This window comes from Alsobacter sp. KACC 23698, from assembly GCF_045348435.1.
GTDB lineage: Bacteria > Pseudomonadota > Alphaproteobacteria > Rhizobiales > Beijerinckiaceae > Alsobacter.
In genome coordinates, this window is the sequence record NZ_CP157484.1 from 810,851 (window position 1) to 827,411 (window position 16,561).

A 16,561-nucleotide genomic window follows, 5' to 3' on the forward strand; every position below is an offset into this window, starting at 1 on the left:
GCCGCCGCCATGACCTCATCCGAGAAGCCCTACCTCAAGCTCGACCACGTCGGTAAAAGCTTCACCCGCGCGGGCGTCACCTCCGAGGTGCTGAAGGACGTCAGCCTGACGATCGACCGCAACGAGTTCGTGTCGATCATCGGCCATTCCGGCTGCGGCAAGTCCACGTTGCTGAACCTCGTGGCCGGCCTCACGCAGGTCTCCACCGGCGCGGTGCTGCTGGAAGAGCGCGAGGTCAACAGCCCCGGCCCGGACCGCGCCGTGGTGTTCCAGAACCACTCGCTGCTCCCCTGGCTGAGCGTCTACGCCAACGTCCGGCTCGGCGTCGACAAGGTGTTCGGCTCCACCAAGAACCGCGCCGAGCGGCATGACTGGACGATGCACAATCTGGAGCTCGTCCAGATGGCGCACGCCAAGGACAAGCGCCCCTCCGAGATCTCCGGCGGCATGAAGCAGCGCGTCGGCATCGCCCGCGCGCTCGCGATGGAGCCCAAGGTGCTGCTGCTGGACGAACCCTTCGGCGCGCTGGACGCGCTCACGCGGGCGCACTTGCAGGACTCGCTGATGCAGATCCACGCGTCGCTGGGCAACACCGTGATCATGATCACGCACGACGTGGACGAGGCCGTGCTGCTCTCCGATCGCATCGTGATGATGACCAACGGCCCCTCCGCCCGGATCGGCGAGGTGCTGACCGTGGAGCTGCCCCGCCCGCGCAAGCGGCTCGAAATGGCCGGCCACCCGACCTACCTCAAGGCCCGCGAATCCGTTCTGCGCTTCCTCTACGAGCGCACCCGCTTCGTGGAAGCGGCGTGATCGCGATGAACTTCATCGCTTCAAATATGACCGCCGTCATCCCCGGCGGCCTGCGCAGCAGGCCGGGAAGGGGATCCAGACATCTTCGAAGCCATGCTGCTGGATCCCCTTCCCGCGCCTGCGGCGCGCCGGGGATGACGGCGGAGAGCTTTGAGCGAGTGCGCCCATGAGCGAGCCCCTCGTGGTCGTCGGCGCCGGCATGGTGGCGGCGCGTTTCGTGGAGGAGCTCTCCACCCGGGCGCTCGGCCGCTACAGCATCCTCGTCGTCGGCGAGGAGCCGCGCCCGGCGTACAACCGCGTGCTGCTGTCGTCCCTGCTGGCCGACGAGATCGCGGACGCGGACCTGGAATTGAAGCCCGCCGCGTGGTGGCGGGCGAAGGGCGTCAGCACGCTGTTCGGCCGCGCCGTCACGGCGATCGACCGCGAGGCCAAGACGATCAGCCTCAACGACGGCCGCACGCTTCCCTACGGCAAGCTCGTGCTGGCGACGGGCTCGCGACCCATCCGCCTGCCAAAGCCCGGCATGGACCTGCCGGGCGTCATCACGTTCCGCGACGTCGCCGACGTGGACGCCATGCGGGCCGCCGCCCGCCGGGGCTGCCGCGCGGTGGTGATCGGTGGCGGGCTGCTCGGCCTTGAAGCCGCCTACGGCCTCGCCAAGGCAGGCGTGCCGGTGACGCTGATCCACCTCATGGACCGCCTGATGGAGCGCCAGCTCGACACGCCAGCGGCTGCGCTGCTGGCCGACGCCATGCGCCGCAACGGCGTCGAGATCGTGCTGCAGGCCGACACCGCCCGGGTGATCGGAACCGAGCGCGCCGAATGCGTCGAACTCACGGACGGGCGCGTGCTGCCCGCCGAGCTCGTGGTCTGCGCCGTGGGCGTGCGCCCCAACGCCGACCTTGCCCGCGCGACGGGGCTCGACGTCGGCCGCGGCGTCCAGGTCAACGACGGCCTGATCGCGTCCGATCCCGCCATCCACGCCATCGGCGAATGCGCCGAGCATCGCGGCGCCTGCTACGGCCTCGTGGAGCCCGGCTACGAGATGGCGGCCGCGCTGGCGCGCCGGCTCTCCGGTGACGCCTGGGCGGCCTACGGGGGCTCGGTGCTGTCCACCAACCTCAAGGTCTCGGGCGTCCCGGTTTTCTCCGCCGGCGACTTCTCGGGCGGGGAGGGGACGCAGGACCTCGTGTTCACCGACGCGGCCGCCGGCGTCTACCGCCGCCTCGTGCTGAAGGGCTCCGCCGTGGTCGGCGCCGTGCTGGTCGGCGACGCCACGGACGCCCTCTGGTACCGCGACCTCATCCGCTCGAGCGAGAGCGTCGCCTCCATGCGCCGTTCGCTGGTCTTCGGCCGCGCCTTCTGCGCCGCGGCCGCCCCGCTCCTCGAAGCCGCCTGAGGTCCCCATGGGCGACGATTTCACCCCCGACCAGAAGCGCTATCTCGAAGGCTTCGTGTCCGGCGTCCAGGCGTCGCGCGCCTCCAAGGGCCTGGCCACGATCGGCGGCGCAGGCGCGCCCCCGGCCGGCAAGGCGGGCCATGACGGCCCGGACGCGATCCACCTCGAAGCCCAGGACCGCACCACCGCGGCCGGCAAGAAGCTCGTCGACCAGGAGAAGTGGAAGCGCGAGGAGCACCCCTTCGACGCCTATCCGCGCCTGAAGGAGCAGGCGAAGGCAGACCAGTTTCCTAAGCCCGCCGACAACTTCCGCTGGCGCTATTACGGCCTGTTCTATGTCGCGCCCGCGCAGGACAGCTACATGTGCCGCCTGCGCATCCCCAACGGCATCCTCAAGACCCACCAGTTCGAGGGCGTCGCCGACCTCGCCGAGCGCTGCGGCGGCGGTTACGCGCACGCCACCACGCGCGCCAATCTGCAGTTTCGTGACATCCCGGCCCGCTGCGCCATCGACGTCGTGGAAGGCTTGATCGACCTCGGCCTCACGGCACGGGGCTCGGGCGCCGACAACATCCGCAACGTCACCGGCGACGCCACCGCCGGGATCGACCCGCAGGCGCTGCTCGACACGCGCCCTTATGCCCGCGAGTGGCACTTCCACATCATCAACGACCGCGCGCTCTATGGCCTGCCGCGCAAGTTCAACGTCTCCTTCGACGGCGGCGGGCGCGTGCCGACGCTGGAGGACACCAACGACATCGGCTTCCAGGCGGTCCAGGTTCTGGACGGCGCCGGGGTCGAGCCCGGCGTCTGGTTCCGGCTGATCCTGGGCGGCATCACGGGCCACCGCGATCTCGCCCGCGACACGGGCGTGCTGGTGAAGCCGGAGGACGCCACCAAGGTCGCGGACGCCATCGTCCGCGTGTTCATTCGCGAGGGCGACCGCACCAACCGGGCGAAGTCGCGCCTGAAATATGTGTTGGATTCCTGGGGCTTCAGGAAATTTCTTGCTGCAGTTGAATCAGAGCTTCAGCTTCAGCTCCCGCGTGTGGACTCCGCCTTCGTGGCGCCTCGCCCGGCGCAGGACCGGCAGGCCCATATCGGCGCCCACCCGCAGGCGCAGCCCGGCCTGAACTGGCTCGGCGTGGTGCTGCCCGTCGGCAAGATGACGTGCGAGCAGATGCGCGGCCTCGCCGCCCTGGCGCGCGACATGGGCGATGGCGACATCCGCCTCACGGTTTGGCAGAACCTGCTCATCTCCGGCATTCCGGACGCCCGGCTCGAGGCCGCCAAGCGGCGGGTCGAGGTGCTCGGGCTCGGCTGGAAGGCGACGAGCGTCCGCGCCGGCCTCGTCGCCTGCACGGGCAGCAAGGGCTGCCGCTTCGCCGGCGCGGACACCAAGGGCACGGCCGAGGGCATCGCCGCCTGGTGCGAGGAGCGCGTCGCGCTCGACCAGCCGGTCAACATCCACGTCACGGGCTGCCACCACTCCTGCGCGCAGCACTACATCGGAGACATCGGGCTCATCGGCGCCCGCGTCCCCGTCAACGAGGACGGCGACACGGTGGACGGCTACCACCTCGTGGTCGGCGGCGGCTTCGGCGAAACCGGCGCGATCGGCCGCGAGGTTCTGCGCGACGTGAAGGCGACGGACGCGCCCGCTGCCGTGGAACGGCTCCTGCAGGCCTGGACACAGCATCGCGCCGACCCGGCCGAGAGCTTCCAGTCCTTCACGCGCCGGCACGAGCCGGAGGCGCTCGCCGCCTTCGCGCAAGGAGGCGCCGCATGAGCATCACCATGCCGACGGCCTTCGCCGCCCCGGTGCTGCCCGACAGCGCGCCGTTTTCGCCCGAGCAGCGCTCCTGGCTGAACGGCTTCTTCGCCGGGCTCCTGTCGCTCGACGGCGCCGGCGTCGCGGCGCTCACGCCCGCCGAGGGCGCGAGCCTGCTGCAGGGCTCGCCTGCCGCCGAGGAGGACGACGGCGCGCCCTGGCACGACCAGACGCTCCCGATCGCCGAGCGCATGACGCTGGCCGAAGGCAAGCCTCTGCCCCGGCGGATGATGGCCGCCATGGCGCAGCAGGATTGCGGGCAGTGCGGCTATGTCTGCGAGACCTACGCCAAGGCGCTGGCCGACGGGGCCGAGAAGCGGTTGAACCTGTGCGCGCCCGGCGGCAAGGACACCAACCGCATGCTGAAGAAGCTTGCGGAGGAGCTGGGTGACGCTCCCGCCGCCACGGCGCCGGCCGTCCTTGCGGGCGCGGAGGCGCCGGCCGAGGAGCCGCGCGGCTACTCGCGCGATGCGCCGGCCCCGGCCGTATTCCTGTCCCGCCGGCGCCTGAATGCAGAAAGCTCCGCCAAGGAGACCCACCACATCGAATTCGACCTCAGCCGCGCCGGCGTCAGCTATGAGCCCGGCGACGCTTTCGGGATATACCCCAACAACCCGGTCGCCCTGGTCAAGAGCATCGGCCGCCACCTCGGCATCCCTCTCAGCGAACCGATCAGCGCCGAAGGCCAGACCCGCAGCCTGGGCGACTGGCTCACCCACGTGAAGGCGCTCTCGCCCGCGCCCGACGCGCTGTTCGCGCTGCTCGCGCTGGAAGCCGCCGACGCCGGCGAGAAGGCCAGGCTCTCCCGCATGGCCGAAGGCGAGGGGGCCGACGGCTACGACGTGCTCGCCGCGCTTCTGGCCTTCCCGCACCTCGCTCCGTCGCCCTATCGGCTGATCGAGGCGCTCGATCCGCTCGCCCCGCGGCTCTACTCGATCTCGTCCTCGCCCCGCGCCAACCCCGGCCGCGTCAGCCTCACGGTGGACGTGGTGCGCTACCAGGTGGACGAGCGCGTGCGCTTTGGCGTCGCCTCCACCTTCCTGGGCGCGCGCGTGCGCGAGGGCGACCCCGTCCGCATCTACATCCAGAAGGCCCACGCCTTCGGCCTGCCCAAGGATCCGGCGACGCCGATCATCATGGTCGGCCCCGGCACCGGCATCGCGCCCTTCCGGGCGTTTCTGCAGGATCGGCTCGTGACCCGCGCCAAGGGCGACGCCTGGCTGTTCTTCGGCCACCAGCGCGAGGCGTCGGACTTCTTCTACCGGGAGGAGCTGGAGGAGTTCCAGGCCAAGGGCGCGCTCACCCGGCTCTCCACCGCCTGGTCCCGCGACGCCGGGCCCAAGACCTATGTGCAGGACCGCATGCGCGAGCAGGGCGCGGACCTGGCTGACTGGCTCGACCGCGGCGCGCATGTCTACATCTGCGGCGACGCCAGCCGCATGGCCAAGGACGTCGAGACCGCGCTCGCCGACATCCTCGTCGACCATCGCGGTCAGGACGAGGCCTCAGCCCGCGCCGCCATCGCGGCCCTGAAGGCCAGCGGCCGCTACCAGGCGGACGTGTATTGATGACCCCCACCCGCACCACGTGCCCCTATTGCGGCGTCGGTTGCGGTGTGCTGGCCACGCCGGACGGGCAGGGCGTGGCCGCAATCGCGGGCGATCCGGAGCATCCGGCCAATTTCGGGCGGCTGTGCTCCAAGGGCTCGGCGCTGGGCGAGACGCTCGGCCTCCAAACCCGCCTGCTTTACCCCATGATGCGCGACGCGGGCGGCGCCCTGCGACGCGCCAGTTGGGACGCAGCCCTCGACCGGGTCGCAGAAGGATTCGCCGACGCGGTTCGCCAGCACGGTCCCGACAGCGTCGCCTTCTACCTCTCGGGCCAGCTTCTGACCGAGGACTACTACGTCGCCAACAAGCTCATGAAGGGCTTCATCGGCTCGGCCAATGTCGACACCAATTCGCGCCTGTGCATGGCGTCCTCGGTGGCCGGCCACAAGCGCGCCTTCGGGTCGGATACGGTGCCGGGCTGCTACGAGGATCTCGACCGCGCCGATCTCCTGGTGCTGGTCGGCTCGAACGCCGCCTGGTGCCACCCTGTCCTGCACCAGCGCATGCAGGCCGCCCGCCAGGAGCGCGGCGCCAGGCTCGTCGTCATCGACCCGCGCGGCACGGCGACCGGGGAGGGGGCCGACCTGCACCTTCCCGTCCGGCACGGGCAGGACGCGACGCTCTTCGCCGGCCTGCTCGTTCACCTGGCCGACCAGTCGCGGATCGATCGCGCCTATGTCGACGCCCACACGGCCGGCTTCGACGAGGCGCTCGCCGCGGCCCGCCTGCTCGCGCCGGACCTGGAGACCGCCGCCGCGCGCACCGGCGTTCCTGCGGCCGATCTCGCGCGCTTCTATGGGCTGTGGGCCGGGACCGAGCGGGTCGTCACTTTGTACTCCCAGGGCGTCAACCAGGCGGCGCAGGGCGTCGACAAGGTCAACGCCATCCTGAACTGCCATCTGGCGACCGGACGGATCGGGCGCGAGGGCATGGGGCCGTTCTCGCTGACGGGCCAGCCCAACGCCATGGGCGGGCGCGAGGTCGGCGGCCTCGCCAACCAGCTCGCCGCCCATATGGGGTTCTCGCCCGCGGAGGTCGCCCGCGTCGGCGCGTTCTGGGGCGCCCCCCGGATGGCGACCCGGGAAGGCCTCAAGGCCGTCCAGCTCTTCGAGGCGGTGGAGCGCGGCGCCGTCAAGGCGCTCTGGGTGATGGGCACGAACCCGGCCGTCAGCCTGCCACGCGCCGACGCGATGCGGGCCGCGCTGTCGCGCCTCGACCTCCTGGTCGTGTCGGAGAACGTCGCCTCCACCGACACCACGTCCGGCGGCGCCCATGTTCTGCTGCCGGCCGCCGCCTGGGGCGAAAAGGACGGGACGGTCACCAATTCCGAGCGCCGCATCTCGCGCCAGCGCGCCTTCCTGCCGCTGCCCGGCGAGGCGAAGCCCGACTGGTGGGCGCTGAGTCAGGTCGCCGCGCGCCTCGGCTGGGGCGACGCCTTCGCGTATGACGGCCCCGCCGCCATCTTCCGCGAGCACGCCGCCCTCTCGGCCCACGAGAACGACGGCGCCCGCGATTTCGACATCGGCGGGTTGGCGGCGCTGACCGCCCCCGCCTATGACGACATGCGACCCACGCAATGGCCCCTGCGCGCCGCCGCGCACGCCTCCCTCGAGGGGGAGGCATCCGCGTCCAGCGGCGCGGCCCGCCTCTTCGGAGACGGCCGGTTCTTCACGTCGGACGGCCGCGCCCGCTTCGTCGCCGTCGGGCCGGCGAGCGCGCCCGCGACGACGCCCGACTATCCGCTCGTCCTCAACACCGGCCGCATCCGCGACCAGTGGCATACAATGACCCGCACGGGCCTGTCGCCGCGCCTCGGCGCGCACCGCCCGGAGCCGACCCTGGAGGCGCACCCGCGCGACGCCGCCCGCTTCGGCCTCGTCGATGGCGGCCTCGCCCGCGTGATCTCGGCCCATGGGGCCGCGACCCTGCGGGTCGCCGTCACGGCCTCGCAGGCGCCGGGCGGCGTCTTCGCCCCCATCCACTGGAATGGCGAGACCGCCGCCGACGCCCGCGTCGGCTCGCTCGTCCACGCGGTCACCGACCCCGTCTCGGGCCAGCCCGACTCCAAGGCGACGCCCTGCCGGGTCGAGCCCGTCGCCGCGCCTCTCACAGGCTTCGTCCTGTCGCGCAGGCGCTTTCCCCTGCCGCGGGAGGCGTTCTGGGCCTGGGCCGCGATCGAGGGAGGGTTCGTCGCCCGCATCGCCGGCGACCTTCCGGCCGAGCGCGTCGGCGAGGCTCTCGCGGCCGCGTTCCCGGACGCCGAGACCGCGCGCTATCTCGACGCCGCGGCGTCGGTTTCGCGGCTCGCCTGCTTCGCCGACGACCGGCTCGCCGCGGTCGCCTATCTGGAGCGGGACGGCGCGGAGCCCGCCTGGTCGGGGCTGCTGGAGCTCTGGCGCAAGCCGCGCCTGGACCGGCGCGACCGCCTCGTGGCGCTCTCCGGCGTCGCCGCGCCGGCGGGCTCGGACGAGGGTCCCACCGTCTGCGCCTGCTTCGGCGTGGGGGCGAACCGCATCCGCGCCGCGATCCGGAACGGCTGCCGCGATGCGGCCGCCATCGGAGCGAGCTTGAAGGCGGGCACGAATTGTGGCTCCTGCATCCCCGAACTGAAGCGCCTCGTCACCGAAGACACACGGCATGTGGCGCTCGCCGGAGAGTGAGACCATGACCGCGCGTTCGCGTCGGCCGACGCCCACCGCGCCCGCCCGCATCGCCCCGCTCGCAGCCCTTCCGCTGTTCCACAAGCTGGAGGGGCGCAGGGTCGTACTGGCCGGCGAAAGCGACGGCGTCGCCTGGAAGGCCGAGCTCCTGGCCGCCGCCGGCGCGACGGTCGAGGTCTACGCCGCGCATCCGGGCGAGGCGCTGGCCCAGATCGCCGGGCGCGACCACCCCGGGCGCATCGTGCTGATGGGGCGCCCCTGGACGCCCGACGTCCTGCGCGGCGCGGCGCTCGCCATCGCCGACGTGGAGACCGAGGCGGAGGCCCAGGCGTTCCGCTGCGCCGGGCGGCTGGCGGGCGTCGCCGTGAACGTCGTGGACAAGCCGGCCTTCTGCGACTTCCAGTTCGGATCCATCGTCAACCGCTCGCCGCTGGTGATCGGCATCTCCACCGACGGCGCCGCGCCGGTGTTCGGCCAGGCCGTCCGGGCCCGCATCGAGGCGCTGCTGCCCGACGGCCTCAAGGCCTGGGCCGAGGCCGCCAAGGCCTGGCGCCCTTTCGTGCAGGACAGGGCTCTGCCCTTCCGCCTGCGCCGCGCCTTCTGGGAGCGCTTCACCGACCGCGCGCTGGCCGACCCGAACGCGGCGCCCACCGCCATCGACCGCGACGCCATGATGCGCGTGCTGGAGGGCATCGAGGCCGAGGGCGCGCCGCGGGTGGGCTCGGCCGTATTCGTCGGGGCCGGGCCGGGCGATCCAGAGCTGCTGACGCTCAAGGCGGTGCGGGCCCTGCAATCGGCCGACGTGGTGCTGTATGACGACCTCGTCGACGGCCGCATCCTCGATCTGGCGCGCCGCGAGGCCGAGCGCATCGGCGTCGGCAAGCGCGGGCACCGGCCGTCCTGCGCGCAGGACGAGATCACCGCCATGCTGGTGGCGCTCGCCTCGTCGGGCAAGCGCGTGGTGCGCCTCAAGGGCGGCGACCCCGGCGTGTTCGGCCGCCTCACCGAAGAACTCGACGCCTGCCGGGCGGCGGGCGTGCCGGCCGAAGTGGTGCCCGGCATCACGGCCGCCTTCGGCGCGGCGGCGAGCCTCGGCGTCTCGCTCACCGAGCGCAGCGCCGCCCGGCGGCTGCAATTCGTCACCGCCCACGGCCAGGACGGGCGGCTGCCTGCCGACCTCGACTGGCGGGCGCTGGCCGATCCCCGGGCCGCCACGGTGGTCTATATGGGCGTGCGCACCGCCCCCGCGCTCGTCGAACGGCTGCTGGCGGATGGGCTGCCGCCCGGGACTGCGACCCTGCTCATCGAGCGCGCCACGACACCGGAGCAGCGCGTCCAGTCCTGCGCCGTCGCGGACCTGCCCGCCCTCATCGCGGCGGACCCGCCCTCCGGGCCCTGTCTGATCGTGTTCGGCGCCCCGGCCGTCCAGTTCGCCGCCAACGCCGCCCACGCGTCCGGCCGCGCCTGACGGGCGAGGCGCGAACTCCCTCGCCGTCTCCGCGTTGACGCCGCAGCGCGCGCCCCGTCGGGCGCGCATCGTCACGCCAGCGAGGGACCAGCCATGCGCATTTCCGAGGTGATGACCCGCGACGCCGCCGCGATCGCGCCCGAGCGGAGCCTGCGCGAGGCCGCCCGCATCATGGACGACCTCAATGTCGGGTCCCTGCCGGTGGTGCACCGGGGCCAGGTGGTGGGCGTCGTCACAGACCGCGACATCACCGTCCGGGCCACCGCCGCCGGCCGCGACCCGAACGTCACGCCCGTCTTCGAGATCATGACCGACGAGCCGCATTGCTGCTTTGAGGACGAGGACGTCAGCCACGTCGTCGACATCATGGAGCAGCTGCAGGTGCGGCGCGTCCCGGTGCTCGACCGCAGCCGCCGGCTCGTCGGCATGGTGGCGCTGGGCGACCTCGTCGAGGAGCACGCGCCGGGAGCCGAGGAGGCGCTGGGCCGCATCTCCTACCCGGCCCGGCCCGACCGGTCGGGGACGCCGTCCAGCCGCGCGCGGCGCGGTCCGGCGGGCCAGTCTTCCGGCCATCCCTCAGCCCGGCTCACCGACGACGAGCGCCGCGAACTGGAAAGCCGCATGCGCCGGTTTGAGCGCGACGCGGATCGCCGCGACCGCCGGCAATGGGACGACTTCCGCACCCGCGACGACAACGGCGCCGATCTCGACCAGTTCGAGCGCCGCGACTGGGAGGACGGCCGCTTCCGGTTCCGCGACGAGGACGACGTGCGCGCCAGCTTCGGCTCCGCCGGCCAGGTCCCGGGCGAGCAGGAGGAGCGCCGTGAGCCGCGCGGCGGCGGCCAGGAAGGCTACGACGCCTACGGGGAGGACTACGGCCGAGAGGCCCGCTTCTTCCGCGACGATTCCGGCCGCTCGAGCGCCGGCCAGGCCGGCTTCGGGGCCGAGGACCGCGAAACGCGCGGCATCCGCACGGTCGCCGTGCGGCCGCGACGCCTGACCGAAGAGGAGCGCGACCCGGACTACAACCGCCGGCGCGACCAGGAAGGCCAGGACGACCCGTGGATGGACACGGTCCGCCGCCTGCACGCCCGCGGTCGCGGACGCTGAAGACGGCGGCGATCAGCCGGGCGGGTCGTTCTCCGCCCGGAGCCGCTCGGCCCGGATCTGCTCGGCCTTGTGCCGCGCGAACAGGAATTCCGCGCAGATCAGGTCCAGATGGCCGCCGCCGGCGTTCTTGAACAGCGTCACGTCGTGCGGCGCGAGGCGGCCCGGGACGGTCCCCTGCGCCAGCTCGAACAGGTCGCCCAGCACGTGCGACGGCGCGATCTCCCCCGACGCGAGCGGCTGCGCGATGTCGCCGCTGTCCGCCAGCGTGAAGCGCCGCGTGTCGACGAACACCCGCGCGCGCCGCACCGCCTCGTCGTCCGCCTCGCGCATGGCGGGCGTGTAGGATCCGACCAGGTCGACATGGGCGCCGGGCGAAAGCCACGCGCCCTGCAGCACCGGTTCGGTCGCGCCCGTCACGCAGGACACGATGTCGGCCCCTTCGACCGCCGCGCGAGGGTCGTCCGTCGCGGTCGCCGCGAGGCCGTCCCGGCGCAGCGCCGCGGCGAGCCGTTCAGCCTTGTCCGCCGTGCGGTTCCAGATCGTCGCTTCCGCCAGCGGGCGCACCGCGGCCAGCGCCCGGACCTGCCAGATCGCCTGCCCGCCGGCTCCCAGGATTGCGAGTCGCCGCGCGTCGGGCCGCGCCAGCAGCGACGCCGCGAGCGCCGAATCGGCCGCGGTCTTGCGAAAGGTGAGCGCCGGTCCGTCGATGATGCAGGCGGGCGCGCCGTCCCGCCCGTCGAACAGCGCATAGATCCCGTCGATCGCCGGCCGGCCCTGCGCGGCGTTGCCCGGGAACACCGAGACCAGCTTGGCCCCGAAGGCCGCGCCCGGCCGCCACGCCGGCCACACCAGGAAGTGGTCGTCCTGGCCCGCGCCGTTCGGCTGGCTCATCAGCAGCCGCTCCGCCGCGGGCGGCGGCCTCAGATGGGCCTCGCGCAGGGCCTCCACCAGCGGCCCGAAGGGCGCGAGGCGGTGGACGGCTTCGGCGTCCAGATAGGCGGGCGCGCCCGCCGGCATCACACCACCTCGTCGGGCGCGAAGCGGCAGGGATGGGCCGGATCGCCCGCCTCGATCTGCAAGGTCACATGGGCGATGCCGAAGCGCTCGCGCAGCGCCGTCGAGGCCTGCGTCAGCAGCGCGTCGTCGAGCCCGGCCCCGGGACGGACCAGATGCGCCGTGAGCGCCGTCTCGGTGGTGCTCATGGCCCAGATATGGACGTCATGGACCTCCCCGACGCCCGGAAGCTCGCCGAGAAACGCCTCCACGGCGCGCCTGTCGACATTCTCCGGCACCGCGTCCATGGCGAGGTTCACCGCCTGCCGCGCCACGTCCCAGCTGCTGAACAGGATGATCGCCGCGATCGCCAAGCTCGCGGCCGGATCGATCCACAGCCAGCCCGTGAGCCCGATCAGGAACGCGCTGACGACGACGCCGAGCGACACGCCGGCGTCGCCCGCCATGTGCAGGAAGGCGCCGCGGATGTTGATGTCGTGCGAGCCGCCCAAGAAGAGCAGCGCGGTCGCGCCGTTCACCAGGATGCCGATCCCCGACACCACCATCACGGTGGTGGTGGCGAGCGGCTGCGGGTGCCAGACGCGCATCAGCGCCTCATAGGCGATGGCGCCGACGGCGAGCAGCAGGAACGCGGCGTTGATCAGCGCGCACAGGATCGAGGCCCGGCGATACCCATAGGTGCGGGTCGGCGTCGGCCGGCGCCGCGCCAGCACCATGCCGGCCCAGGCGATCACCAGCCCGCCCACATCGGCGAGATTGTGCAGCCCGTCCGCGACCAGCGCGAGGGAGTTGGACGAAAGCCCGTAGCCGATCTCCACCGCCACGAAAGCCGCGTTCAGCACCGTCCCGACCGCGAAGGCGCGGCCGAAATCCTTCGGCGCATGATGGTGATGGCCGTGGCCGGCATGGCTCGCATGGCCGTGGCCGGCATGGGCCGCATGGCCGTGATGGGCGTGGTCGTGATGCGCGTGGCCGGCGTGCCGGTCGTGCGAATGGGACTGGGCGGAGGGTTCGGTCATGATCCGCGGCACCGTAAGGCTGACGACGCGCCGGCGCCAGTCCGCAGCCGAACCGGCGGCCCGCGCGTTGTCGGAGCGTTGAGGGAGGACGCCATGCCGGGACAATTGCGCGATTTTCTATCCGGTTCCGGCCGGGACGCGCGCGGCCGGACCGTGGCGGACGTGCTGGCGATGGGGCCGGCGGAGCTGGAGGCGTCGCACGACTACATCCAGTGGCTCTTTCCGCTGCCGACGCCCAGCATGGCCCAGCCCTCCTCGCCCGTCCTGGACGCCGCGCAGGTCGCCGCCATCCGGTCGGACGACACCGCCCTCGCGAACCTGCGGGCGGGGGCGGCCCTGATGCGCCGCTTCTACGAGACGCAGGACCACTGGCTGACGGGCTTCGACCACAACCACCTGCGGATCACCCGCATCGTCTCCAGCCTGCGGCTGCTCGCGGGCGAGGACGACGCCCGCGCGTTCCTGGGCGCCGTGGAGGCGCGCTGCCGAGCGGCGGGCGACCCCGTGAACGCCCGCAGCCGCCGCTACTGGGCCGACGCCCTCGCGGGCTGAAGCGCCGCGTCGTCGCCTGCTGTTGCGGGCCGGCGCAGGGCGCGCCACAGTGCCGGCCGCCCGCCGGATGACCCTCGCATGACCGCTCCCGCCCCGCCGCCGCCCCGTCCCGAGGGCGATCCCCATCCGGTCGTGGTCCTGGCTGGGCTCGCCAAGAGCTACGGCAGGGTCAAGGCGCTGGCCGACGTCTCCCTGTCCTTGCGCGCCGGCGAGTTCACGGCGCTGCTGGGCCCCAACGGCGCCGGCAAGAGCACGCTGTTCCAGATCCTCACCGGCCTGTTCGTGCCGGATAGCGGGACCGTGTCGGTCCTGGGCGCCGACCTCTCGGCCGATCCGACGGCCGCGCTGGCGCGCCTGGGCGTCGTGTTCCAGCAATCCGCGCTGGATCTCGACCTCACGGTCGAGCAGAACCTGTCCTACCACGCCGGGCTGCACGGCATGGCGCCCCGCGCCGCCCGGCAGGCCATCGGCGAGGCGCTCGCGCTGTTCGGCCAGGCGGGCGGGCGCCGCGAGCGCGTCCGCACCCTGTCGGGGGGAACCCGCCGCAAGATCGAGCTCGCCCGCGCGCTGATGACCGACCCCGCTCTGCTCCTGCTCGACGAGCCCACCCAGGGCCTCGACCCCGCCAGCCGGCGGGACCTGGTGGACCATGTGGCCCGCCTCACCCGCGAGCGCGGCCTGGGCGTCCTGTGGGCGACCCACATCGTCTCGGAAGTGGAGGACGCCGACCGCGTGGTGGTCCTGCATCGCGGCCGCGTGCTCGACGACGGCGCCCCCGCCGACATCGTCGCCCGTCACGGCGGCGCCTCGCTGGAAGCCGCGTTCCTGGCCATGACGAGCGCGCCCGCGACGGACGAAGTCCCGGCCGGGAGAGCGGCGTGACCGGCGCGAGGCGGGTCCCGCTCGCCGCCCACGCCTGGCGGGCTCTGGTGGCGATCGCCACGCGCGAGGTCGTGCGCTTCCTGCGCCAGACCGGGCGGCTGGCCTCGGCCGTGGTGCGGCCGACGCTGTGGCTGGTGGTGTTCTCGGCCGGCTTCCAGAACGTGCTCGGCGTCTCCATCACGCCGCCCTACGAGAACTACGTCACCTACGACGTCTACATGGCGCCCGGCCTGATCGGGATGGTGCTGCTGTTCCAGGGCATGCAGTCCTCTCTGGCGCTCGTCTTCGACCGCGAAGTCGGCACGCTGCGGCTGCTGCTCACGGCCCCGCTGCCGCGCTGGTGGCTGCTCCTGTGCAAGCTCCTGGCCGGGACCCTGCTCGGCGTCGTGCAGGTCTACGCCTTCCTGGGGGTGGCCCGCCTCTTCGACGTCGACCTGCCGCCCTGGGGATGGCTGACGGCGCTGCCCGCCCTGGCGCTGGGCGGCTTCACGCTGGCCGCCATCGGGCTGCTGCTCTCCGTCTACGTCAAGCGCCTGGAGAACTTCGCCGGCACGATGAACTTCGTCATCTTCCCGGCCTTCTTCTTCTCCACGGCGCTCTACCCGCTCTGGAAGGTGCGCGAGGGCGGTTCCGACTGGATCGCGCTGGCGGCCAGGATCAACCCGTTCACCCATGTGGTGGAGATGATCCGCTTCGCGCTCTATGGCCGTCTCGAGCCCGCCTCGACGGGGCTCACGCTGCTGTTCGGCCTCGCCGCCTTCGGGCTGGCGGTGCGCGGATACGATCCCCAGCGCGGCGTTCTCGGCCGGGCGCCGCGCGGCGAGGCGTGAGGGGTTGAGCCGGCGCTCGCTTTCCGGGATGCTCGCCTCAGCGCCGCTTCGCGTCTTCCGGAGATGAGACCATGACCACCCACGCCGTTCCGCCCGTCGCGCTTGCGCACGACGTCAAGCTCGATCGCCTGGGCGAAGTCGCCGTAAAGGTCGGCCTGGGCCTCGCCCCCGGGCAGGAACTCGTCATGACGGCCCCTATCGAGGCGTTGCCGCTGGTGCGGCGCATCACCGAGCACGCCTACAAGGCGGGGGCCTCGCTGGTGACGACGCTGTTCTCCGACGAGGAAACCACGCTGGCGCGCTACCGGTTCGCGGCCGACGAGGCCTTCGACGTCGCCAGCGGCTGGCTCTATGACGGCATGGCGGCGGCCTTCCGCAACGGCGCGGCCCGCCTCGCCATCGCGGGCGAGAACCCGTCCTTGCTGGCCGGGCAGGACCCCGACCATGTCTCCCGCGCCAACCGGTCGCGGTCGCGGGCCTATATGCCGGCCCTGGAGATGATCGCGGGCTTCAAGACCAACTGGACCATCGTCAGCTACGCCAGCCCGTCCTGGGCGAAGGCGATGTTCCCGGACGATCCGGAGGACATCGCGGTCGCCCGCCTCTGGCACGCCATCTTCGCCGCCTCGCGGGTGGACGGGCCCGATCCGGTGGCGGCCTGGGAGGCGCACAATCGCGGGCTCCAGGCCCGCACCGCGCTCCTCAACGCGCGCCGCTTCTCGGCGCTGCGGTTCCGCGGCCCCGGCACGGACCTGACGGTCGGCCTCGCCGACGACCATGAGTGGAACGGCGGCTCGACGGTCGCCCAGAACGGCCGCACCTGCAACGCCAACATCCCCACCGAAGAGGTGTTCACCACGCCCCACAAGGCGCGGGTGGACGGCCATGTCCGCAGCACCAAGCCGCTCTCCTACAACGGCACCCTGATCCAGGGCATCGAGGTGCGGTTCGAGAACGGCGCCATCGTGGAGGCGCGCGCCAGCTCCGGCGAGGAGGTGCTGCGCAAGGTGCTGGAGACCGACGAAGGCTCGCGGCGGCTGGGCGAGGTGGCGCTGGTGCCCTACTCGTCGCCGATCTCGCAGAGCGGGCTGTTGTTCTACAACACCCTCTTCGACGAGAACGCCGCCAGCCACATCGCGCTCGGCCAGTCCTACAGCAAGTGCATCCGGGGCGGCGTCGACATGCCCAAGGACGAACTCGCCGCCCGTGGCGCCAATGAGAGCCTCATCCACATCGACTGGATGATCGGCTCGGGCGAAGTCGACGTGGACGGCGTCAGGGCCGACGGCTCGGCCGAGCCGCTGATGCGACGCGGCGACTGGGCGGCCTGAGCGCGCCGCCCGCGCGAATCTCGGGCCTGGAGGGCGCGC

General features: G+C 72.7%; 13 protein-coding genes. 11 read left to right on the forward strand and 2 right to left on the reverse strand.

From position 1 onward, the window contains the following. Positions 1 to 9: 9 nt before the first annotated feature. The 7 genes from ABEG18_RS03670 (at position 10) to ABEG18_RS03700 (ending at position 10,894) form a co-directional block, all read left to right on the forward strand. Positions 10 to 816, forward strand: a complete 807-nt coding sequence (locus tag ABEG18_RS03670; RefSeq protein ID WP_406856741.1) for an ABC transporter ATP-binding protein — start codon at positions 10 to 12, stop codon at positions 814 to 816. A 166-nt stretch (positions 817 to 982) separates the two neighbouring features. After that, a complete protein-coding gene (locus ABEG18_RS03675; RefSeq protein WP_406856742.1) occupies positions 983 to 2,215 on the forward strand; it encodes an NAD(P)/FAD-dependent oxidoreductase in 1,233 nt (410 codons plus the stop codon). Positions 2,216 to 2,222: 7 nt separating this feature from the next. Continuing rightward, a complete protein-coding gene (locus ABEG18_RS03680) occupies positions 2,223 to 4,004 on the forward strand; it encodes a NirA family protein (protein WP_406856743.1) in 1,782 nt (593 codons plus the stop codon). Next, positions 4,001 to 5,614, forward strand: a complete 1,614-nt coding sequence (locus ABEG18_RS03685) for a sulfite reductase subunit alpha (RefSeq protein ID WP_406856744.1) — start codon at positions 4,001 to 4,003, stop codon at positions 5,612 to 5,614. Before ABEG18_RS03680 ends, ABEG18_RS03685 begins: the two co-directional genes overlap by 4 nt. Then, entirely contained in the window at positions 5,614 to 8,316 is a 2,703-nt protein-coding gene (locus ABEG18_RS03690; protein WP_406856745.1) for a molybdopterin-dependent oxidoreductase, read from the forward strand. The genes ABEG18_RS03685 and ABEG18_RS03690 overlap by 1 nt, the downstream gene beginning before the upstream one ends. 4 nt (positions 8,317 to 8,320) lie before the next feature. Beyond that, positions 8,321 to 9,784, forward strand: a complete 1,464-nt coding sequence (cysG, locus tag ABEG18_RS03695) for a siroheme synthase CysG (protein WP_406856746.1) — start codon at positions 8,321 to 8,323, stop codon at positions 9,782 to 9,784. A 93-nt stretch (positions 9,785 to 9,877) separates the two neighbouring features. Further along, entirely contained in the window at positions 9,878 to 10,894 is a 1,017-nt protein-coding gene (locus tag ABEG18_RS03700) for a CBS domain-containing protein (RefSeq protein ID WP_406856747.1), read from the forward strand. 12 nt (positions 10,895 to 10,906) lie between these two features. On the opposite strand, the gene ABEG18_RS03705 is transcribed toward ABEG18_RS03700, so the two are convergent. Both ABEG18_RS03705 and ABEG18_RS03710 read right to left on the reverse strand, forming a co-directional pair. Then, complete coding sequence (locus ABEG18_RS03705; protein WP_406856748.1) at positions 10,907 to 11,911, reverse strand: ornithine cyclodeaminase family protein; 1,005 nt, start codon at positions 11,909 to 11,911, stop codon at positions 10,907 to 10,909. After that, positions 11,911 to 12,927, reverse strand: coding sequence for a cation diffusion facilitator family transporter (locus ABEG18_RS03710; RefSeq protein WP_406856749.1), 1,017 nt, complete (start codon positions 12,925 to 12,927; stop codon positions 11,911 to 11,913). Before ABEG18_RS03710 ends, ABEG18_RS03705 begins: the two co-directional genes overlap by 1 nt. Positions 12,928 to 13,020: 93 nt before the next feature. On the opposite strand from ABEG18_RS03710, the gene ABEG18_RS03715 reads away from it, so the two are divergent. From ABEG18_RS03715 to ABEG18_RS03730, 4 genes are all read left to right on the forward strand, one after another. Further along, on the forward strand, positions 13,021 to 13,479 hold the full coding sequence (locus ABEG18_RS03715; RefSeq protein WP_406856750.1) for an opioid growth factor receptor-related protein: 459 nt from the start codon (positions 13,021 to 13,023) through the stop codon (positions 13,477 to 13,479). 78 nt (positions 13,480 to 13,557) lie between these two features. Continuing rightward, positions 13,558 to 14,361 carry an ABC transporter ATP-binding protein gene (locus ABEG18_RS03720; RefSeq protein WP_406856751.1) on the forward strand — a complete coding sequence of 268 codons (804 nt, stop codon included), beginning with the start codon at positions 13,558 to 13,560 and terminating at the stop codon, positions 14,359 to 14,361. Further along, positions 14,358 to 15,191 (forward strand): ABC transporter permease, encoded by an 834-nt coding sequence (locus ABEG18_RS03725; protein WP_406856752.1) that lies wholly within the window; start codon positions 14,358 to 14,360, stop codon positions 15,189 to 15,191. The genes ABEG18_RS03720 and ABEG18_RS03725 overlap by 4 nt, the downstream gene beginning before the upstream one ends. 71 nt (positions 15,192 to 15,262) lie before the next feature. After that, positions 15,263 to 16,522, forward strand: coding sequence for an aminopeptidase (locus tag ABEG18_RS03730; RefSeq protein ID WP_406856753.1), 1,260 nt, complete (start codon positions 15,263 to 15,265; stop codon positions 16,520 to 16,522). Positions 16,523 to 16,561: the final 39 nt, after the last annotated feature.